Annotated in this window: 16 protein-coding genes; 3 read left to right on the plus strand and 13 right to left on the minus strand. The window is 62.2% G+C overall.

Translation table 11 applies throughout. From position 1 onward, the window contains the following. Nucleotides 1–120 precede the first annotated feature (120 nt). The 7 genes from C1M53_RS02765 to C1M53_RS02790 all read right to left on the minus strand — a co-directional run bounded on the left by C1M53_RS02765 (nt 121) and on the right by C1M53_RS02790 (nt 10,092). Entirely contained in the window at nt 121–669 is a 549-nt protein-coding gene (locus tag C1M53_RS02765) for an invasion associated locus B family protein (RefSeq protein ID WP_129410845.1), read from the minus strand. After that, nucleotides 669–3,806, minus strand: a complete 3,138-nt coding sequence (locus tag C1M53_RS02770) for an autotransporter domain-containing protein (RefSeq protein WP_129410846.1) — start codon at nt 3,804–3,806, stop codon at nt 669–671. The genes C1M53_RS02765 and C1M53_RS02770 overlap by 1 nt, the downstream gene beginning before the upstream one ends. Nucleotides 3,807–4,086: 280 nt before the next feature. Beyond that, the gene (locus C1M53_RS02775; RefSeq protein WP_129410847.1) at nt 4,087–5,403 is read right to left on the minus strand and encodes a SidA/IucD/PvdA family monooxygenase; all 1,317 of its coding nucleotides are present in this window, start codon (nt 5,401–5,403) and stop codon (nt 4,087–4,089) included. Nucleotides 5,404–5,421: 18 nt separating this feature from the next. Next, on the minus strand, nt 5,422–7,245 hold the full coding sequence (locus tag C1M53_RS02780; protein WP_129410848.1) for an IucA/IucC family siderophore biosynthesis protein: 1,824 nt from the start codon (nt 7,243–7,245) through the stop codon (nt 5,422–5,424). Beyond that, on the minus strand, nt 7,242–7,940 hold the full coding sequence (locus tag C1M53_RS02785; protein WP_245488422.1) for a GNAT family N-acetyltransferase: 699 nt from the start codon (nt 7,938–7,940) through the stop codon (nt 7,242–7,244). Before C1M53_RS02785 ends, C1M53_RS02780 begins: the two co-directional genes overlap by 4 nt. Further along, a complete protein-coding gene (locus C1M53_RS31975) occupies nt 7,877–8,314 on the minus strand; it encodes a hypothetical protein (protein ID WP_245488423.1) in 438 nt (145 codons plus the stop codon). Before C1M53_RS31975 ends, C1M53_RS02785 begins: the two co-directional genes overlap by 64 nt. Continuing rightward, the gene (locus C1M53_RS02790; RefSeq protein ID WP_165358027.1) at nt 8,311–10,092 is read right to left on the minus strand and encodes an IucA/IucC family protein; all 1,782 of its coding nucleotides are present in this window, start codon (nt 10,090–10,092) and stop codon (nt 8,311–8,313) included. The genes C1M53_RS31975 and C1M53_RS02790 overlap by 4 nt, the downstream gene beginning before the upstream one ends. A gap of 84 nt (nt 10,093–10,176) precedes the next feature. On the opposite strand from C1M53_RS02790, the gene C1M53_RS02795 reads away from it, so the two are divergent. Continuing rightward, nucleotides 10,177–11,367, plus strand: a complete 1,191-nt coding sequence (locus C1M53_RS02795; RefSeq protein ID WP_129410849.1) for an MFS transporter — start codon at nt 10,177–10,179, stop codon at nt 11,365–11,367. Between the two features lie 20 nt (nt 11,368–11,387). On the opposite strand, the gene C1M53_RS02800 is transcribed toward C1M53_RS02795, so the two are convergent. The 5 genes from C1M53_RS02800 to C1M53_RS02820 all read right to left on the minus strand — a co-directional run bounded on the left by C1M53_RS02800 (nt 11,388) and on the right by C1M53_RS02820 (nt 17,739). Beyond that, nucleotides 11,388–12,641, minus strand: coding sequence for an MFS transporter (locus C1M53_RS02800; RefSeq protein ID WP_129410850.1), 1,254 nt, complete (start codon nt 12,639–12,641; stop codon nt 11,388–11,390). Between the two features lie 11 nt (nt 12,642–12,652). Continuing rightward, nucleotides 12,653–14,908, minus strand: a complete 2,256-nt coding sequence (locus tag C1M53_RS02805) for a TonB-dependent receptor (RefSeq protein WP_129410851.1) — start codon at nt 14,906–14,908, stop codon at nt 12,653–12,655. Nucleotides 14,909–15,175: 267 nt separating this feature from the next. Further along, nucleotides 15,176–16,198 carry a LacI family DNA-binding transcriptional regulator gene (locus tag C1M53_RS02810; protein ID WP_129410852.1) on the minus strand — a complete coding sequence of 341 codons (1,023 nt, stop codon included), beginning with the start codon at nt 16,196–16,198 and terminating at the stop codon, nt 15,176–15,178. Nucleotides 16,199–16,264: 66 nt separating this feature from the next. Beyond that, nucleotides 16,265–17,149 carry a DMT family transporter gene (locus C1M53_RS02815; RefSeq protein ID WP_129415990.1) on the minus strand — a complete coding sequence of 295 codons (885 nt, stop codon included), beginning with the start codon at nt 17,147–17,149 and terminating at the stop codon, nt 16,265–16,267. Nucleotides 17,150–17,331: 182 nt separating this feature from the next. Continuing rightward, a complete protein-coding gene (locus C1M53_RS02820; RefSeq protein ID WP_129410853.1) occupies nt 17,332–17,739 on the minus strand; it encodes a DUF2000 family protein in 408 nt (135 codons plus the stop codon). A gap of 32 nt (nt 17,740–17,771) precedes the next feature. Between C1M53_RS02820 and C1M53_RS02825 the strand changes: the two genes are divergently transcribed. Continuing rightward, nucleotides 17,772–18,659 (plus strand): AraC family transcriptional regulator, encoded by an 888-nt coding sequence (locus C1M53_RS02825; RefSeq protein ID WP_129410854.1) that lies wholly within the window; start codon nt 17,772–17,774, stop codon nt 18,657–18,659. On the opposite strand, the gene C1M53_RS02830 is transcribed toward C1M53_RS02825, so the two are convergent. After that, nucleotides 18,656–19,150: a MarR family transcriptional regulator gene (locus C1M53_RS02830; RefSeq protein WP_129410855.1), complete on the minus strand. Its 495-nt coding sequence runs from the start codon at nt 19,148–19,150 to the stop codon at nt 18,656–18,658. The genes C1M53_RS02825 and C1M53_RS02830 overlap by 4 nt on opposite strands. Nucleotides 19,151–19,433: 283 nt before the next feature. Here C1M53_RS02830 and C1M53_RS02835 point away from each other — a divergent pair, with 283 nt between their 5' ends. Beyond that, complete coding sequence (locus C1M53_RS02835) at nt 19,434–20,513, plus strand: GTP-binding protein (RefSeq protein ID WP_129410856.1); 1,080 nt, start codon at nt 19,434–19,436, stop codon at nt 20,511–20,513. The last annotated feature ends 55 nt before the right edge of the window (nt 20,514–20,568 follow it).

Raw genomic sequence — 20,568 nt, forward strand, 5'->3', positions numbered from 1 at the left:
TTTCCGTCAGGAATTGCGTAAAACCGAAGAATTGGAGCGTTTCCGCTTTTCCGCGAAAAGCGGAAACGCTCTGGATAACCGACATTCCAGAATGCGAAAGGGAGGTCCAGCCTCCCTTTGTCATTTCCCCAGCTGCATGGTTCTTTCGAGTGCGTTGTTGAAGCCCTTGAGGGAGATGGAGAAGGCGACATCCTTTTCGGTGTCGGAAGCGAAGGCGCCGAGTTTCAGCGCGGTGCCGGTCTTCAGCGCCTTGGTGGTTGCCGGCGTGAAGGTGAGCCGCACGACACAGCCGCCAGGCAGGCAGGTGCGGAAGCGCGACGGCTTGCCAGGCGGCGTGTCGTCGACCGAGAAGGTGACGCCCTTGTCGAGATTGAGCCCGAACGGCATCACCAGCAGCCCCTTCAGGCCGCCATCATCGGCAGGCGTCAGCTCGATGGTGAGCACACGCTGGCCGTTCTGGCTGACCTGTGCCTGCGAGAAGGCGCACTGCTTCTTGTTCTCGGGCGCCGCCACGCAGGCGACGCGCCAGTCCTCATAGGTCTCCGACAGCGACGACGGACCACCGGCAGCGGTGGCCGGGCCGGCGGCCGGCTGCTGTTCCTGGGCGGAAGCGGCAGACGCGGCAGCCAGGAAGGCCGCCGCGCCGAAAAGCAGTCTGATGTGTGGCATCAGAAGCGGATGCCGAGCCTTGCGTCGACGCCATTGGTCGACGACCCGGAGCCGAACTCGCCATTGTAGGAGATGCCGAGCGTGGCGTTGTCGGTCACCTTCATATCGAGACCGGTCTGCAGCACGAAGGTGTTCCTGGCGATCGGCACACCGGTCACCGTGAACAGGCTGGAACCGGCAAAGCCGACCTTCGAGAACGGCGTGGTATCACCGAAGGCATGCTTCCAGCCGACCGTGCCGTTAGCCGATGCCGCGACCGAGCCGAGCATGAAGTCGGTCGAGGCACGCAGGCCGAGCGTGGAGAAGGTAGTGTTGGTGGTCTGCGCCTCGGCGCTGAGGGCCGCCGCACCACCCTTTTCGGTGAAGCCGTCGGTGTGCAGGCTGACATGGGCGAGGTTGACGAACGGCTCGAAGGCAGCACCGGCCGCATCGAGGCGATAGCCCAGTTCACCGAAGGCCTGGAAGGCACCGGCATCATAGTCGGCCGACAGCCCGTCATTGAAGCCGCGGAAGGAGACGGTGCGACCGGTCTCGATGTTGCTCCAGGTGTAGGACAGCCCGGTGCGCAGGGCCAGCGCACCCCAGCGCGTGCCGCCATAGAGGCCAAGGTGATAGTTGTCGCTGTCGCCGGACGACGAACGATCCTTGGCATCGAAGGAGGTGCGGCTGTAGCCGGCGAGCACGCCGACGCGCCAGGCTTCAGCAAGCTCGGTGTCGATGCCGGTGATGAAGCCGCCGGTCGACTGCTTCATGCGGGATGCATTGCCGTCGCCGTCGATGCTGCTCCAGGCACCGAAGACCTGGCCCCAGGCCGCGGTCCTGGCGGTGGTAGCAGCTTCGATGTCCTTGCCGTCGGGACCATAGGCCATGACCGGCAGCGAGGCTGCGGCGACATCGCCGAAGGCGGCACGGACGCGGTCATTGGCTGCATTGCGCACATATTGCGAGGAGTTGATCAGCGCGGTCGCACCCGATGCATGCACCTCGCCAGACAGCTGCTCGAAGGCAGCACGGCCGTCGGCGGCATTGAGCGGCAGCAGCGCGTTGTAGAGCGCATGGCCGGCGCCACCATCCTGCGGCAGCGAGTTCAAAGCCACCGCCGTCTCGTACTGGTTCTTCGTCTCGGTCGCATCATCAAATGGACCGCTGACATTCGGACCTGGGCGTGAAGGCTTGCCGGGTTCGGTAGGTTCACCGGGCTTACCAGGCTCGGTAGGCTCACCGGGCTTACCGGGTTCAGTCGGCTCACCAGGTTCGTTCGGGTCTTTCTTGACCTGGATCTTCAGGTCGACCTGGTTGGCCTGCTGATCGAGCGACACATCCAGGAAGGCCGACTCCGAAAGAGCCTGGGCGAACTGACCGGTGATGCCACCGGCCGCCGTCAGGATGGTATAGGTCTGGCCCGTCTGGTAGTTCGCCGCAGCGTCCAGCGCCGTCACTTTGACGTTGACGTTGTTCTTGATGTCGGCAACGCCGTTTTGGTTCACAGACTCGACCACGATCTTGTCGCTCGTGCCATTGCCTGCAATGTCGACGTTGTAGATCGAGTCAGCATAGAATGTCAGGTTGCCCTTGACCGTAATCGTGCCGATGCGGTTGTCGGATGTTCCAGGCGCGATCACACCCCCGTTGACATCCGTCGAACCGATGGTGCCCCAGCCTTCAAGCCGGCCCTTGGCGTTCACATCAAACACGCTGGAGTAATAGCTGTTGTTCGCAACCATCTGGCCGGTCGCGCCGCCGAGAACCAGCGTACCGTTGTTCACCCTGAAGCTCGTTCGGGTCGGACTGATCGGGTGCGGATCGGACGCGGCCGTGCCCAGATCACCCTTCAAGACCAGTTTGGCGGTATCACCATCGACGACAACACCGCCACCCAGCCTGCCGGCGGTGGAATAGAACTTCGTCAGGTCACCCGACAGGATGGTCTCGCCGGCCAGTGCGGTGATGATGCCGTCACCAACCAGGGCGTTCTCCATCGTATAGGCATTGCTGCCGGTACCCGTATGATTGAAGCTGAGATGCCCCTCGCTCTTCGTCGATCCAAAGGTGATGACAGCTTCCTTGTTGATGCTGCCCGCAGCTTCGGCGGCAAGCGGCTTCGGCTCATCGAAGACATCCGACATGTCGATCTTACCGCCGATGGTCAGATAACCATTTTCGCCGGTCAGCTTGATGCCGTTGGCGACATTCAGTTTAGCGCCGTTCGCAACTGAAAGATTGCCGTCTTCAATGGTCAATCTGTCGCTGACGTTGAACGATGATTTATCGCCGGTCAGATAGAGCGTATTTTCATTGATGATGGAATTGTCAATCAAGGCAGTCGAGGTGGTGACGCTAGCGCCGTTTTCAATGGTCATATCGCCGCCGAGCTTGAAGTTGCCGGCATTGACCCACTTCGATCCTTCGCCGGTGACAAGCACGTTCGCGCTCAGATGATCCGACGAACCTTTGCCGAATGTCTCGACAGAATTGGTGGCGATGGAACCACCGTTCGCAATCGTGATGGTGCTGCTTCCGGTGGCGTCCAAACCCGTGCCGAGACGAAGCTCGTCCGTGGTCAACGACGAACCCTGCCCCGTGACGACCAGTGTTCCCTTGGCCTTTTGTCCGTAACCGACATAGGTGTACTTGGCGTCCGCCTTGCCACCATTTTCGATACGCAAGGTGCCGTCGCCACCGTAGATCGGGACCGCTGCATAGCCGTCACCGCCACCGCCGATGTTGAGTGTCTTGTCTCCGGTGCCGGTGCGCAGAACATTCAGCTCCGAACCGGGACCGGTGACGACAACAGTGCCCTGGGAACCACCGTTACCAGCGATGATGACATTGTCACCGACCGTGACCTTGGCACCGCTGTCGATCGTCAACACCGCGCCCTGTGTATACAGGCCGATGATCAGGTCGTCGGTGAACGCACGATCGCTCGACCACGTGTCACTCTCGCCGACACCGTCCAGCAGGGTATCTTTCGAATCCGGCGGCGTTGCCGCGAATGCCTGACTGACGCCAGCCAGCGACACAGCCGCAGACAACGCAATCGCGATACCTGCCCCACCGCTGCCCAGAATCGTGGAAGCCAGGAGAATTTTGGTCCAGCGCGCTGCGCCTGATTTTCCGATCGTATTTCCGATCAAGACACGTCCCTCATTAAGTGCAAAGCGTTCGTCGCCGAACAACGAAGCATGACCGTCAAAGCCCGCCCGCTCGACGACCACGCTCAAACCGCAACGGCGCGATCTAGCCTTTTGAGGAGTACGGCGGCCATTAGCACACATGCACTAGCGGAAGGTCTGCGCTCTTCCACCTCGGACGCCATTCGATAAAATCAAAATAAAACAAGCGCTTGCGGGGCAAGCGCTTGTTCAATCCATTCAGGCCGCCTGTGGCGGCGAGCACTCATGCAGTTGCTGCGTCCTAGAGAGCGGAGCCCTGCGCCATCTGGGACAAAGCGTCCGCAGAATCGTTTACCCATTTCACTGCCGACGGCCGAAGAGCGAGATCGAAATGCTCGCGGCCCAGCAAGGCATTGACGATGACAGCGCTGCGCCATGCCATCAGACTTAGCTGCGGCTCGGCAATCCCATGGCTGTGGCGACCGGCATTGAGCGCGAAGATGCGCGCGGCGTCGGGCCCATCCCATTCCACCGAGAAATCCTCGCGCAGCTGGTAGAGGCCACGCTCATCGAGATCGAGGCGCTCACCGAGCGGCGCCAGGAATTCCGGCACCGTGAAAACATAGCCGGTGGCGAGCACGACAGCGTCAGCGCTCACCATCTCCACGCTGCCGTCAAAGCCGTTGCGCATCACGAGGCGGAACTCGCCGCCTTCGTGCCGAAGGTCGAGAACTTCGCGATGCGGCAGGAAGGCAAGATCGTGCTCCTGGCCCGAAAGGTGACGCAGCGCATAGCTCTTCTGGTAGATGGCGCGCAGCGTCGAAGCCGAAATGCCGTCGCCCGCCAGCTTCTGCTGAGCCACGGTCGGCAGCTTGCGCGAACGCGGCAGCGCATGGAACCGTTCGACATATTGCGGCGTGAAGAACTCGTCGGTGAAGGGAGAATCGTCCAGCGTCTGGAAATTCTGCCGACGGCTGATCCAGGCAATGGACTGATCCGCCGCTTCCGGCTGCGACAGCAGATGCTGCATGATCTCGGCGCCGCTCTGGCCTCCGCCAATGACGACGATACGGCGTCCGTCCAATCCACCCAGCCGGTAGGCCGCCTGGCTGGTGTGGAAGCAGGTTTCGCCCAGCGCCGCCTGCGCCCAGTTCGGGACGTTCGGCTTCAACCCGACGCCGAGCGACAGAGTGCGCGCCAGCCGCGTTTCGTCATCGAAGCGAACACGGAAAGTCCCCTCCTCGAAGCGGACCTCGCGCACGGATTTCCAGAAGCGGAGATTGTCGAGACCGGAAGCGACCCAGGAGAGATAGCGAGCGAACTCGCGTCGCGGAATCGCGTCGAAATCGGCATTGAGGAATTCATAGAACCGCTTCTGCGAAACCAGATAACTGGCAAAACTCCAGGGGCTGGTCGGCAGCGTCGCCGTCACCAGATCCTTCATGAAGGACGTCTGCAATTCCACGCCTTCCAGCATCATGCCTGGATGCCAGTCGAAGGCCGGTTTGTCGTCGAAGAAGCACACATCGGCGGAAGGGATCGCGTCGAGATGTGCAGCGAGGCTCAGGTGAAAGGGACCGACACCGATCCCTGCGAGGTCGAGGACTGGGGATGTCATGGACAGCTCCGTTGTTGATCAGGCCGCTTTTCCCCGGCCGATGGTCAGGCCGAGATACAATGGATTGTCGAGTTCGGTGCCGAGCGCGGGGACAGGCCGCTCGCCGGCATCGCCGTAGCCGATGGCAAAACGCACCTTGTTGATGGCGATGCGCGGCATTTTCGGCTGGAGCAGATCGAACAGGCGGAAACGCTCCGCCAGTTCCGGATGCCGTGCCTGGTAGGAAACGATGCAATCCGCGAGCACACGGTAGAACACCGCCTCATCCAGCCCGTCGAAATCGGCCAGCGCAGCCGAAACGAAGCGCAGCACGCTGGCGATGTGGCCGGTCTGCAGATGCTGCAGCAGATGCGCCGGCGGGCGTCGTTTCAGCGTCGCGCGAACGGCCGGGTCGAGCGAGGCCAGTTCCGGGAAATCGGCGTCGACCAGGTCGAGATCGCCCTGGAAATCCTTGACCGCGACGCCGACGGGAACATCACCCTCAAAGATGATGGTGATGTTCTGGCCGTGGGCAATGAAGCCGACGCCGTAGCGGCAAAGGAAGTGATAGAGCGGCACGAAGACGCTGGAGAACAGGCGCTGCAGCCAGACCTCGTGGCCGAGACCCGAAAGCTCGATCAAGGCGCTGATCACTGGACGCCCCTGCGCATCGGTCTGCGTCAGTGCGCCCATCATCATCGGCCGCCTGCCCTTTGGCAGATTCTGGAGCGGACTCTCGCGCCAGATCGCGCCCAGCATTTCCAGGTGCTGGTACGGCACGTCTTCGATACGCTCGAATTGAGGGTGCGGATAGAAGGCACCCGCCACTTCGCCGAGGACAACAGCCGGCTTCAGCACCGGGTCTGCAGCCGCAACGTCGGCCAGCCAGCGCGACAGCAGCGGGCCGATGTCCATATATTTGCCGGGCACGCCACGCCAGGCCGAGGTGTTGAGCACGGTGAGCGGCAGCTTGACATGCAACGCCTCGGGCCGCGAGACATTCGCCAGGGTGCGCAAGGATTGCTGAGCGGCGAAGTAGTCGCCGAACCGGCCGAGCGGCACGATGCGTCCTGCAGCGATCTCGCCGGCATAAGTCGCAGCAAGCATAGCCTGCCATTGCCAGGGATGGACAGGCACAAGCAGATGCGCCTCCGCAGAGGCGCCCGCTGCATCACGAGCAGCTTCGAGCCGAACTCGTTCGGTCCGGTTGAGGGCAGCGTCGAGCAAAGTGTCTTCGGCTATCCTGGGATCGATCGAAAAACGCAGATGCGTGCGCTCCGCAGCAACCCAGAACAGCTGGAACTCGGACACGAACTCGGGTGAATAGGTCTCGAAAGCCTCAAGCCCCCAGCCGATGCGGCCTTTGTTCGCCGGAGCCTTCGGGTGGCCGTCGAGCAGACGCTGCAGGTCAAGATCCGGCAACCTGGCAAGGTCGAAGGCCGTGAATGCCTGGCGCTCGGCAAGGATGCGCACATCCGCCATCAGCGTGCTGTACAGTTCCCTGGCATAGGTGCTCAACGTGGGCGCGGAGATTTCAAGCGTGGCACGCGCGTCAACGAAGAACGCCACGGCATCTTCTGCCGACCGGCTATCGACGGCCGTGACACGCGTCAGCGTTTCCGGGGCGATCGACAACTGACCCCAGATGCGGCGCTCGGCTTCGAAACGATAGGCAACATCGTCGCCGAGCGGCACTTCCCAATACCGGCCAGCCGCATTCAGCGGCCGGACTGGAAGCACCTCCTCATAGATCAGTTCCGAGATGGCGCGCGCCAGGATGGCCTGGTTGGCACGACGCCAGAGCTCGCCGGTGACGGCTCGCCCCTTGGGCAAAGGGCCGAGTGATGTGCTGTACCCGCTCACAGCGGCACCTCGCTGAAGAAGCGCTCGCGCTGGCAGCAGACGAACATCGCACGCTTGTGCGGGAAGTCGAATTCCTTGACCTTGTCATAGGCGGCATCCGCGCAATAGCTCAGCATCTTGTGGTTCGATGCGCGGGGCTCGCCGACGATGCGGTGCGTGCGGGGATCATCGAGAAACAGGTAGTGAGTCACCGAGCGGAACAGCGCCAATGTCTTCGGCCTGCCGAGATGCCGCTTGTTGCCGATCAGCCCGTGCCAGCCACGGTCATAGTCGGTCGGCTCATAGTAAGGCCCGAGGCGGTCTTCCTTGCCCCAGTAGAACTCGAGATAGCCGCTCGGCTCGCCGTCCAGGCTAGCGATGACACCGAAGATGTGTGGATCCTGTTCCTGCGCGGCGAGATAGCCGTCCAGCTCCTCCCGGCTCTGCGCCAGTTCCCAGAAGAAGGAGACGCGCCCGTCATTCATCCATTCATGGAAAAGATCGAGGTCGTTTCGCCGATCGATCGGCCGGAACGACAGCGTTAGATCGAGGTCGGGCAGCCACCGCTCGTACATGACGCCATTGGGACGCGGCGAACGCAGCGGCGGCAGCCGATCGGCCGGGCCGATCGAGGTCTCGATGGCAGGATAGGTCAGGTGCGACGCCTGCTTGCGCCAGAGCAGAGGCAGCTGCCGCAGCACGGAACGCTTGAGCACCGTGCGCGACTTGCCCGCCACAGGCTCCGCCGCACGCGCCGTCGCCAGCCGATCACCGGCCAGGTCTCTTCTACCGGCGGCAGCAGGATCTGCCCGGCGTCCGGAAAACGGGTGAAGACCGCGTCGGCAAGTGCTGCAAGCATTTGCGGCTGGTCCTGCCTGCCGGCTTCGAAGACAACATCATCAAGCAACAGTTCCCCCTGGTGCCGGATCAGTGCCGCCTGCGCGACCCGGACACCAGTTGGACACGCCAGGGTCAGCCTGCTGCCGTCATAGCGGACTTCGAACGTGCCATCGTCAGAGGCCAGGAAATGCTTGCTGACGGCAAGAATGCCATCGGCTCGGTCGGGTTTTTCTCTCAGCTGGATGTTCATGCGGGCTTCCTCGTGAAAAGCGGGTTTGACATCGGAACGTAGCCGGCGAGCGGGTCGGTCACCTCGGTGTTCTCGTTGGTGTTCCTCAGCGAAAACAGGAAATTGCCCTTGCTGCCGAGCGTGGGCGAATTGAGCAGATAGTCGAGGCAGGCCGGGTTGCCGGGTCCACGCGCAGCGAGCCGCTCCAGCAGCAGGCGAAAGCGGGCGAGCAAGGCGTCCTCACTCGATAGTCCGGCATCGGCGAGCGCCGAAACGACCGCAAACACTCCGTTGATGACGAGGTAGTAGCCGAACAGCCGGGCAGCGGCTTCCGCATCGAAGACATGATCGCCCTTGCCGCCGGCGGCGGGCAGGTGCTCGCGCAGCATCGGCAGGAATTCCTGGACATAGCCAGTGCCCTGGCAGTCGCGGAAATAGAGATGGCTGGGCCAGCCATCGTTCAACCCGACGACGAGATTCTGCTGATGCGCGCCAAACAGCAGTCCGAATTCCGAGAAGGCAAGGAAGAAAGGTTCGATCGCCGTATCGAGAAACCGTTCGAACCAGCATTCCGCAACCACGGACGGCTCCAGACCTTCCTGCTTGGCAACAAACCGGACGAGATCGGAAAGATGGCTTTCCGCCTGTCCCGGGTGGCGCTCGCACAGGGCGCCCAGTACGGCTGCCTTGGGCGCATTGTCGCGCTGGAACGGGTTCTCGCGGAAGGACACGATGGTGCTGGTGAGCACGGTCCCACCCGGCCCATCGCGCAATGCCATCCATGCCGGTTCGCCGAGCACAGTCAGCGTCGGGCAGATGCCCCTCAGCCTGTCGCCCAATGTACCCTTGACCAGGCTGTGCACCGAAAGTCCGCGGTCGCATTCGTGCCGCTCGATGATCCGACGCGAATTGGTCAGCTTGAGGTCAAGCGAGAATTTCAGCATCCAGGTGCTGTCCGCAGAATGGATGGTGCGCAGCGACGTGGTCGCGCGCCATAAAGGTCCGCCCAGTCCGAGATCTCGCACGAGGCCGGCGGCGAAGAGACTCTGCACGGCCGGCACCAGCATCAGCCGCGAGGCCTGCCAGGGGTGCATGGGAAAAAGCCGCGAAGCTCCGGCCTTCTCCAAAAGGGATGCGACGTCGTCTCCGGCGAGGGCCGGCACCATTTCAACGACATCATGCGGTTCAACGCTGCCATAGGCGAAGACTTCCGGATGCACTGCCCACCAGCGCAATTGGAAAGCACAGCCATACTCGTGACCGAAGCGACGCGAATCTTCCTCGGAAAACTCATCGCGGCTCATCGGCGTGGGATGGACGGCGTGACCGAAACGCAATGCGCTCTCCGCCTCGATGAAGTCCGGCACGCCATCGGCAAACGGTCGCGTAGCCCCTCGTGTTGCGACAGTTTGGGCGACCGCCGCGACGCTGGCGGCCGACCGCCTCTGCAGGTTCAGCCTGCTGGCGCTGCTGGAACGGCCACGAATATCCGGCTCACGCAACAGCATGGCCAGAACATCGAAGAGTTCGATCTCTATGGTCCCGCCGTCGGTCAGCAGCCACATCCGGCCTTCGAAACCGTGATAGCCGACGCGAGACCGATGACGCAGCGGTGCGACAACAACCGCGCCTGTCGTTGGCAAATCAAGGACAAGAACGTCTTTGTCTCCTTGTGGAATACCAAAGCGTTCAGCGAGATCGAAACGGCATCCACTCCACTCCCGAATAAGAGCATTTAATAATCTATCGACAGATGGTGCAGTATTACTTCTGTCATCTACATAAGTAATGGCATCCATTGTTTTAACTCTCAGCAGTTGCAATTACATATTTATTGTGAAATTGAACGGTGGCGTCTTCCGAATAACCTTGCCACATCTGCGATGACCTCCATTCCTCCTCTCGAAGAAACAAAGCTGACGCGGCGCCTGGCGCTCGGCGTCATGTCGATCGGCTTCGGTCAATCGGCCTTTATCGTGCTGGTGCCATTGGTGATGGCTCGGCTCGGGCTGACCACACTCGACCTCGGCCTGGCCGTGGCCGCGGGCACGCTCGCCTTCCTGGTCGGCGCGCCGCTGTGGGGCAGTGCCAGCAGCCGGATCGGCCACGGCAGCATGATCCGCCTGCTTGGGCTGGCGATGCTGGCTGCGCAGGCACTGCTGGTGGTTCAGCTGTCGGCCGGGCCAACTGCTTATGCCATCGCATTGGTCGGGCTGATCCTCTCGCGGCTGATCTACGGCTTTGCCGCCGCCGGCGTGATGCCCGCGGCCCAGGCATGGCTTGCAGGTACGGTCGAAGCAGGTCGACGGCAGGCGGCCTTCGGGTTTTTGAGTGCCGGTCTCAACTTCGGCCGGCTTGCGGGTTCGGTGGCTGGCGCGGCCGCCGCGATCGCTGCACCGCTCACCGTGGCGCTGTTCATGCTGGCGCCACTGATGCTGTGGCTGACGCCCAAGGGCACGGCGAAGGCCGAGGCCCTTGCAAAGGTCGGCACCACCAGGCTCTCGCCATTCGACAAGCGGATCCTGCCCTTCCTGCTGATCGGCGCCTGCATGACCGCCGGTTTTGGACAGGTGCAGATCATGCTCGGCCCACTGCTGCAGTCGAAGATCGGCCTCGACGCCGCCCAGGCGACGGCTGCGACCGGCGTTGCGCTCGCGCTGGTGGCCGTTGCCATGATCGTGGTGCAGACGCTTGTGCTGCCCAGGCTGCGCTGGAGTGAGCGCAGCGGCATCCTTGCCGGAACCGCACTGGTTGTGGCCGGTATGGCCGGCCTCGCGATTGCCAGCAACTATGGCGTCGGTGCCCTGGCACTGGCGGCAACGGGCTTCGGCACGGCGCTGGCGACGCCAGCGTACACTGCCTGGCTTGCACGACGTGTGGACACTCATGAACAGGGTGCCGCCGCCGGCTGGCTGTCGAGCGCCCATATCATTGGCCAGACGGCCGGCGCCCTGATGGGCGGTTTCGCTTTCCAGCTGGCAGCAGAGCTGCCGCTGTTGGGCTGCGCGGGCCTGGCGCTTGCCGCCGCCGCGATTGCTGCCGCACTCGACAGGCGCGGCGGCACGCAGGGATGACGACACCGACCCGCGCGCGTTCATGAAATAGCCTCCGCCGGACGTTCGGCCGCAGCGGCGCTGCGCAGCATGCCATAGGTCATGATCACGGCGATGCCGGAGATTGCCGTTGCCAGCGCGAACAGCGGACCGTAGCCCATCATGTCTGCGAGACGGCCGGCAACCATCGACCCCACCAGATAGACGATGAGCTGGGCACAGGAGAGGATGGTGAAATCGGTGCCAGGCTGCTGCGACGAGGTCACCGACATGAACAGGCTGTAGAGCGCGACGATCTCCATGTAGCGCACCATCGTCTGCAGGAAGGACGCGCCGAAGATCGGCGCGGCATCGGAGAACAGCGCGAAGGCATGCAGCATGAAGATGGCAAAGCAGACGGTGCGCAGGCCGCCAAGCAGCGCCAGCACGGATGCCGAGCCATATCTGCGCAGCAGCAGCGCCGCGACGAAGGAACCGCCGAGACCGACGGTGACGGCGGCGCCGCCTGAGAGATAGCCGATCCAGTCGAGCGGGACACCGGCATCGACGAGATAGGCGCCTTCCATCGATTTCACCAGGCCTTCACTGGCGCGGTAGACCAGCGCGATCCACAGGATCCGCCGCGCTTCCGGCCGCGCCAGGAAGTTGCGGATGGACGGTCTTGTCAGAGCCGCCTGATTTTCGGCCGCCGGATCGGTCTCGCGCATGGCGAGCGCGGCGACCAAAGGAATGAACGACAGCACCGCGATCGTGACAATCGTAACGTCCCAGCCGTAGCGATGATACAGGATCAGCCCCAGCGTCCCGCCGATGACGACGCCGAGCGCCACCGCACCGCCCTGGATGGCATTGCCGATCGGCCGGTCGGCCGGGTCGAGATATTTCGCGGCATAGCCGTCGGTGGCGATATCCTGCGTCGACAGGAGCATGGCGACGAAGAAGCCGACGGCAAAGATCGCCCAGACGTCTGTGGGTTCGACAGCCAGCATGCCGAACAGTGCCGCGATGATGCCGAGCTGGGTGATGATGACCCAGCTGGCGCGATGCGCGCGCGCGAAGGGACGATAGCGGTCGATCAACGGCGCCCACAGGAACTTGAGCACCAGCGGCAGCATCAGAAGCGACAGCATGCCGATGGCCGTTCGTGACACGCCCTGTTCGCGCAGGATCGGCGGTATTGCCGCCGCGAACAGGTAGGTCGGGATGCCTTGCGCCAGATAGAGGCCGCCGAGCACGGCGAAAAGCCTGAGCCGCGAGCGGTTTTCCTGGATTTTTGGGAATTCCGCTGCGCTCATGCCGCCACTCCCTAGAAGGTGACCTTGAAGGACGCCGCAATGGTGCGGCCAAGACCCGGCACGTCGGCACCACGCGTCGCGGACGCAGTCGGGTTGACGTAGTAGGTGTCGAAGATGTTGCGCACGGCGAAGTTGAGTTCCTGACCACCGGCGAATTTCTTGGTCACGCCGATGTTGGCCAGAACCGCGCCATCCAGTTCCTGGCTCGCGATGCGATCGCGACCGGAGAACATCTCCAGTTCCGTGCGCAGCGTCAGGTTGTTGTCGAAATGCGTTACGACGTAGGCCAGACCCTTGTAGGTGGTGGGGATGCGATTGTTCGGCAGATATTCGTTCGAGCCAATCTTGCCGTCCCGATTGGCGTCGTACTTGCCTTCGACGTAACCGACCGAGCCGCCCAGCGTGAACATCTCGTTGATGTCGTATTCGGCGTTGGCCTCGAAGCCCCAGATGCGCTCCTTCTGCTGCGAAACGCGGTTGGCAGCGATGTCGTAGTTGACACCGTTGTCGGAGGTCGACAGGTAAGCGCTGGCACCACCCCGCACATTGCCCCAGTCACCGCGAAGACCGCCCTCCCAGGTGTTGACCACCTGTGGCTCCGGCGCGATGTCGGCATAGCTGATGCGATAGTCCGGCGCATTGGTGCAGGGCAGAAGCGGCCGGATGCTGGTGCCATAGGCATCACAGGTCTCGGCATTGGTGTTGAGACCGGCGCGGCGGGTGAAACCGCCGATATCGGTGAGACTGAAGCCCTGCGAGAAATTGCCGAAGGCCTGCAGTTCCTGGGTAATGTCGAAGACCGCGCCGGCATTGAACGTGGCGGCGTTGTAGTCGAAGGATCCGCCGATGACGTCGATCGCGGGCAGTCCGACGAGATTTGAGCCGACCAGAACCGCAGCGGCCGGCCGCTTGAAGTTATCGACATCGAGATAGAACTGGTCGAAGCGCACGCCGCCCTGCAGACGGAAGCGATCGGTGACCGGCACTTCCGCCTGGGCAAAGGCAGCGACGGAATTCTGCGACGACGGGGCAATGGCATCCTGGCCGTTCAGGAGGGTCTGGCCTGTTTGGTCATGGGTGAAGTCGAAGCCCCAGGTCAGCGTGCTGCCCTGAGTGATGAAGTCGACCGGTGTGTTGACGGTGACGTTGAGACCCGAGCGCTGCACATCCAAGGCCGTCTGGTTGAAGGACGCCGTTGGGTCGCGGTTGATCGGCAAAAGGGTCGGTCGCGCCGGGTTGGTCGGAAGATAGACCTGCGAGTTGACCCGGGAGAATTTGGTGAAGGGCGACTGCTTGAAGATGTCGTTGTAGAACGCCTTCACTTCGAGCTTGCCGAACAGGAAATCGCTGTCGGTGAACTTGGCAGCGAGATATTTGGAATCCTCGATGAGTGGCTCGCCGGTGTAGGCGTCGGAGAAGTTCGGCTTGACCGGGTTGCTCAGATAATCCGTGAACCAGTCAGCCTTCTGCCGCGCATAGGTCCAGTCGGCGCTGAGTTCAATGCGCTTGGAGCCGTTCTCGTAGCCAATCACGCCGGAGAGATCGCCCCAGCCGGTGCGATCGCCACCGCCCTGCCCCAGCATGGCATCCGAGGCCATCTCGTTGCCGTGACCATCATAGGTGCGGCGGCTGAAATTGCCCGATGCGGATGCAAAATAGTCGAAGTCGCCGCTACGGCCTTCGACCTGGACGTTGCCGCTGGGCGCTGCCGACTTGCCGAAGTTCTCGGTGAAGGCGGTGACACCGGTACGCACCGTGACTTTCGGTGTATCGCTGGTGCCGCGCTTGGTGATGAAGTTGATGGTGCCGCCGGTGGCGCCGGCGCCGTAGAGGCTGGAGGCGCCATTGATGATTTCCACGCGCTCGACCGTGTCGAGGTCGATGGTGGCGAGGATGCGAGACACATCGCGCAGCGGCGTGTTGCGCGGCACGCCGTCGACCATGATCAACACGCTGCGACCACGGAAGGTTTCAGAGGCGCCCGAGATCGTTTCATTGCGCGGCGCGTAGCCCGGCACCAGGCGCGCGATCAGGTCCGAGGCATTTTCCCCCTGCCCCACCGCCGTTCCGATGGCATTCTGGTCGATGACCTGCACCGACTGCGCAACGCTCGAGATCGAGCGGTCGTCGCGCCCGGTGATGATGATCTTGTCGAGCGTCGTCGCGTTGTTGGAAGCCGGTTTTTGCGCATCCTGCGCAGTCTGCGCAAGGGCCGGTCCAGCCAGGATCGAGGAAGACAGCAACGACACCACGACAAGCTTCTGCATTTACACCCCCAGATTGCGGAGCCGGCATGCCCTCTCGCGGCCCTCTGAAGCGCGCCTAAATAACTTAACCAAACGAGTCAAGTTTGAAGGCTACAAAAACAGTCAAGTTTTCGCGATGAGATGTTGCAGTGCGGCATCAAGGGCACACAGCAGGATTTCCATACCGTTGGGGCAGGCAGCCGTCTGCGGCCGACGCGTGACCGCAAACGGTTGGAGTGCTCACGTAATGAGGAGAGCTTGCACGGCTGACAAAGCGACGCTGTCGCTTCAGCGGCGCTCCACCGGACGTCCGGTCGACTGGCGCACATGCAGCTCAGGCTTGATGAGTTCCTGCGAAGGGCGCACGGTTTGTCCGTTCAACTTGTCCAGCAGCGCGCTGGCGGCCCGGCGGCCGACTTCACGCTGGCCGTTCCAGACTGTGGTCAGCGCCGGCGTAGCGATCTGCGCTTCCTCGAGATCGTCATAGCCCGTCACGGAAATATCAACGCCCGGCACGAGGCCGGCTCGCGCAATGCCGTTCATCAGTCCAATGGCAACGAGATCGTTCCAGCAGCAGGCGGCGGTCGGCTTGTCCTTCAGCGCCAGGAACTGCGCCGCGGCTTCGAAGCCGCCCTGCTTGGTGCGCGGTCCCGGAACGCGCCAGGACGGCATCACTTCAAGACCTGCAGCCTCCATGGCATTGACATAGCCCTGATAGCGGTCGCGGCCCGTGGAGGTCTGGTCGGTGCCGCCAACCATGGCGATACGCTTGTGGCCGAGCGAGATCAGGTGATTGGTGGCAAGCGCCGTGCCATAGGCATCATCGCCGCGGAACACCGGCACATGCGCGCCATCGACATCGCGCGCGATCAATACCGCCGGCAAGCCGTTTTCTTCTGCCATGATGATGTCGGAAGCCGGCGTGTCGATGGCTGGCGACATGATCACGCCATCAGCGCCGAGCTGCAGCAGCGTGTCGATGAAAGTGCGCTGCTTGTCGAGCTGGTCGTAGTGATTGGAGAGCAGGAAGGTCTGCCGGCTGCGATCCAGTTCGTGTTCGATGGAGCGCAGGATCTCGGCATAGAACGGGTTCATGATGTCATGCACGACAACGCCGACAATGCCGGAACGCGAGGTTCGCAACGAGGCAGCACGGCGATTGTAGATGTAGCCGATTTCGCGGGCATGTTCCTTGATCTTCTCGCGGGTCGAACCCGCCACCAGCGGGCTGTCGCGCAGCGCCAGGGAAACAGTGGCCGTGGAGACGCCGAGCGCATCGGCAATGGTCGAAAGCTTGATCTTCTGTGCCAGCGCTCTGGGCTCCCGCTCGCGATTTAAACTGTTTAAAAGCGGCTTATGCCATCGAACGACGGCAAATCAAAGCTTTTTTGCCAGCTCGCCGGTTTCGGCGTCCAGAGCGGCCTTGTGATGGACGCGCAGCCGGTGTTCGCGATGCAGGATGTAAAGCCCGCTGGCAACGATGATGGCAGCACCTGCAAGCGTCCAGCCGTCGGGAAACTGGCCGAAGATGAAGAAGCCGAAACCGATCATCCAGATCATCTGCGAATACGGATATGGCGCCAGCGCCGTCGCGGTCGCCAGCTTGTAGGCGCGGATCAGCAGCCAGTGACCGCAGCCACCAAAGACACCGAGCAGGAGCAGGATCGTCCAATGCCAGGCATCCGCTGGCAGGGTGATGGAAAAGAACAGCGTCGGCGAAAGGATGACAGCCGGCGCCAGCGCCGAATAGAAAATCAGGCTTTCCGGCGTCTCGGTCCCAGCCATGCGCCGCGTCATGATCACGTACAGCGAGTTGGAGAGCATCGAGCCGAGTGCGAACAGATGGCCGACGCCGAACACGCCGACACCCGGACGGGTGATCACCAGCACGCCGATGAAACCGGCCAGGATCGCCAGCCAGCGCCGCCAGCCGGCCCATTCGCCAAGCAATGGTCCTGCCAGGGCGGTAATCACCATCGGGCCAAAGAAATAGATCGATGTCGTCTCGGCCAATTGCAGCGTGCGCAGCGCGACGATGTTGCAAAGGGTGGAACCCGCCAGAAGCATGCCGCGCAGGATGTGAGCCTTGAGGTTCACAGCCCGGAACCGCCCGATGCCTTGCCACGCCCGGAACAGTCCCATCACCAGCACGACATGGACGCTGAAACGAACCCAGGCGATGAACAGTGGCGCCAGGCCGGCAAGCACCAGATACTTGATCGACGTGTCGAGGAAGGAGAACACCACATAGACGGACAGCATGTAGGCGATCGCCGCGGGCGGCGTCGCGCTCTCATCCTGTCTGTCTGGCTGGTTCACGGTGGCAGGCGTCTTGAAAATGATCTTGCCCGCTTGTGCGGGAAGAGGCGTAAAGCGGCAACACAAAAGATGTCATCCGCCTTGGAATTTTGCGCCTCGGAGACTGCCACGGACGATTTCGTCGATCACGCGTGCATGCGCGCGCCCTTGGTGATCTTGTCGACGATCTTCTTGTCGGCACGCAGTGCAATGCCGACGACCCTGGCATCGTCCGGTGCGAACTTGGCAAAGGTCTCGCGGTTGAGCGCATCGAAACCGGTCGAGAACATCTCCTCGACATAGAGCGACACCTGCACGTCCCTTTCCAATGAGCGGCGATGGATCGTGGACAAGGTCGCCTGATCCGCCGACAACACGATGACCGGCTGTATCGAAAGCGCGTTGTAGAGATTGCCAGTGCGGTCGCGATAAGGTTCACCGATCATGTCCGGAAACTGAGCAGCGATCCCGGTGCTGAGGAATGCAGTGACGTTGAGCTTCTGCCATACGGCAAGATCCTCTCTCAGCACGACAGTAAATTTCGTATCGAACATGGCAGCTTCCTATATTGAGCACGATGGATGAGATGACGCCCACCGATCTAGTTGCCGAGGCCTTTCAGGGTCTTGGACGTTTGTGCGCAAACGACAGCGGTGACCGCATCGTGCAGGCACCGGGCGCCATGGGCATGGAGCGCATCGAGGCCTGGTTCCACGGTCCGGTTTTCGACCCGCATCGCCATGACACCTATGCGATCGGCGTCACGCTTTCCGGCGTGCAGAGCTTTCACTATCGCGGCACGATGCGGCACAGCCTGCCCGGCCAGCTGATCGTGTTGCATCCGGACGAAGTGCATGATGGCGGTGCCGGCACGGAAAGCGGCCTGCGCTATCGCATGCTCTACGTGGAGCCGTCGCTGCTTGCCGCGGCCATGGGCGGCGCGCCACTTCCTTTCGTGCCGGAAGGCATCGTTGACGACGCAGGTTTTCGCACCACCCTCGGCAGTGCACTCGGCGATCTCGATCGGCAACTGGATGAACTGTTCGTCGACGATTTCATCGCCCAGCTTGCGGGTTTCATGCAGCAACATGCGGGCCGCCCGGCCAAACCGCTGGGCAAGACAGCCTGGCGTACCGCGAACCTCGCACGAGACTATCTGACGGACAACGCACTCGATCCTGTGCGATCGGAAGAGCTGGAAGCGGTGACCGGTCTCGACCGCTACGCGCTGTCACGCCATTTCCGCGCGGCCTTCTCCACCAGCCCACATCGCTTCCTGGTGATGCGGCGGCTGGAACAGGCAAAGAAAATGATGGCAGTCGGGACACCGCTGGCCGAGATCGCCGCCGCTGCCGGTTTCAGCGACCAGAGCCACTTCAACCGTCAGTTCAAGAAGGCATACGGCATGACACCCGGGCGCTGGTCGGCGCTTGTCCGCTGCGAGAGGTCGATCGAAATCAGAACTGCCGCCTAGACCGCCGCGACAACCGGACGGATTTCCTGTTCGTCCTCGTCCTCGTCTGCGAGCACGATCTCTTCATCCGACAGGTTCGCCTCGATACGGGCCAGCAGCTTGAACAGCGTCTTCTGGTCCTTCTTGTCGAGGCCGCGCAGCGCCTGCTTTTCGGTCTTCTTCACGGACTTCTCGATGGCGTGGATGGTCTCGCGGCCCGAATCGGTCAGGAAGATATGGGCCTGTCGGGCATCGGCATTGGAAGCGCGCTTTTCGAGAAAGCCCTGGGCCTGCAGCCTGTTGATCGTCTTGGTGATGGTGGGCGGACGAACACCCAGCCGGTCGGCCAGCGTACCCGGTGTCTGGCCATCCTCGCGGCTCAGAGCCAGCATGATCTGATCCTGCCCGGCATAAAACCCGTGCGTCAGCAGCCGGGCGGCAAGGGCAGTTCTTGCCAGTCTGGCCGCAGAATGCAGCCGGCTCATCGTTGCACTTTTGTCAGCCTTGGCCATGGTCAGTCTCCTGGACCGCGCCGAAATCGGCACAATAGCCGCGGCGCTCGGATTGGCAATGAGTGTTCAAAGAGGCCGGCCAATGAACCGCTTTGCCGGCAAGCCACGCAACATTCGCCGTGGCTAATGACAGATCATTATTTCAGTTAGATGACAAAGCATTATTGCATCGCAAAATGCTCGCGCGGCACTGACAGCAGACCTGCCTGGATCAGCGGTTTGGCAGGTGCAAAAGCGGGAGCGACGTCCTATATGGAGGGAAATTTCCCTTCGAGGCCCCGACATGAGCGAAACACAGACTCAGATCCCCGTAACCGTGCTGACCGGCTATCTCGGCGCCGGCAAGACGACGCTGCTCAACCGTATCCTCTCCGAGAACCACGGCAAGCGTTATGCCGTGATCGTCAATGAGTTTGGCGAGATCGGCATCGACAACGACCTGATCGTGGAGTCCGACGAGGAAATCTACGAGATGAACAATGGCTGCGTCTGCTGCACGGTGCGCGGCGATCTCATCCGCACCGTGGAAGGCCTGATGCGCCGCCCGGGCCGCTTCGACGCCATCCTGGTCGAGACCACCGGCCTCGCCGATCCGGCGCCGGTTGCGCAGACCTTCTTCATGGACGAAGACGTCCGTTCCAAGACCAAGCTTGACGCAGTGGTGGCGCTGGTCGACGCCAAGCACCTGCCGCTTCGGCTAAAGGACTCCAAAGAGGCCGAAGACCAGATCGCCTTCGCCGACGTGGTGGTGCTGAATAAGACCGACCTGGTGACGCCGGAAGAGCTCTCCGCTGTCGAAGCGACCATTCGGGCCATCAACCCGTCAGCCCGTATCCATCGCACGCAGCGCTCGGGAGTCGCTTTGACCGAGGTGCTCGATCGCGGCGCTTTCGACCTCAAGCGCGCACTGGAGAACGATCCGCATTTCCTGGAAGCACATGATCACGACCACGATCATGAATGCGGTCCGGACTGCGATCACGACCACCACCATCATCATCACGACCATGATCATCATCACCACGATCATGACCATCATCATCACCATGCCTCGCCGATCCATGACGTGACGGTGCAGTCGGTGTCGTTGCGCGGCGGCGAGATGGACCCGAAGAAATTCTTCCCCTGGATCGAGAAGATCACCCAGATGGAAGGCCCGAACATCCTGCGCCTGAAGGGCATCATTGCCCTGAAGGACGATCCGGACCGCTATGTGCTGCAGGGCGTGCACATGATCATCGAAGGCGACCACCAGCGTGCCTGGAAGGACGGCGAGAAGCATGAGAGCCGGCTGGTGTTCATCGGCCGCAAGCTCGATGCCGAACGGCTGAAGTCGAGCTTCGACGCATGTCAGGCCGCATAGGCGCCTCGCGATCGCACTTTTCTTGCCTGCACCGGCAAGGTCGAGTAAGCCCCTC

The sequence above is a fragment of the Mesorhizobium sp. Pch-S genome (assembly GCF_004136315.1).
Classification (GTDB): domain Bacteria; phylum Pseudomonadota; class Alphaproteobacteria; order Rhizobiales; family Rhizobiaceae; genus Mesorhizobium.

What these genes read in the sequence shown, in the direction of transcription:
- C1M53_RS02765 (WP_129410845.1), bottom strand. Translation starts at nt 669, where the DNA reads ATGCCACACATCAGACTGCTTTTCGGCGCGGCGGCCTTCCTGGCTGCC.
- C1M53_RS02775 (WP_129410847.1), bottom strand. Translation starts at nt 5,403, where the DNA reads ATGACATCCCCAGTCCTCGACCTCGCAGGGATCGGTGTCGGTCCCTTT.
- C1M53_RS31975 (WP_245488423.1), bottom strand. Translation starts at nt 8,314, where the DNA reads ATGAACATCCAGCTGAGAGAAAAACCCGACCGAGCCGATGGCATTCTT.
- C1M53_RS02790 (WP_165358027.1), bottom strand. Translation starts at nt 10,092, where the DNA reads ATGGATGCCATTACTTATGTAGATGACAGAAGTAATACTGCACCATCT.
- C1M53_RS02795 (WP_129410849.1), top strand. Translation starts at nt 10,177, where the DNA reads ATGACCTCCATTCCTCCTCTCGAAGAAACAAAGCTGACGCGGCGCCTG.
- C1M53_RS02800 (WP_129410850.1), bottom strand. Translation starts at nt 12,641, where the DNA reads ATGAGCGCAGCGGAATTCCCAAAAATCCAGGAAAACCGCTCGCGGCTC.
- C1M53_RS02805 (WP_129410851.1), bottom strand. Translation starts at nt 14,908, where the DNA reads ATGCAGAAGCTTGTCGTGGTGTCGTTGCTGTCTTCCTCGATCCTGGCT.
- C1M53_RS02815 (WP_129415990.1), bottom strand. Translation starts at nt 17,149, where the DNA reads ATGCTGTCCGTCTATGTGGTGTTCTCCTTCCTCGACACGTCGATCAAG.
- C1M53_RS02820 (WP_129410853.1), bottom strand. Translation starts at nt 17,739, where the DNA reads ATGTTCGATACGAAATTTACTGTCGTGCTGAGAGAGGATCTTGCCGTA.
- C1M53_RS02825 (WP_129410854.1), top strand. Translation starts at nt 17,772, where the DNA reads ATGACGCCCACCGATCTAGTTGCCGAGGCCTTTCAGGGTCTTGGACGT.
- C1M53_RS02830 (WP_129410855.1), bottom strand. Translation starts at nt 19,150, where the DNA reads ATGGCCAAGGCTGACAAAAGTGCAACGATGAGCCGGCTGCATTCTGCG.
- C1M53_RS02835 (WP_129410856.1), top strand. Translation starts at nt 19,434, where the DNA reads ATGAGCGAAACACAGACTCAGATCCCCGTAACCGTGCTGACCGGCTAT.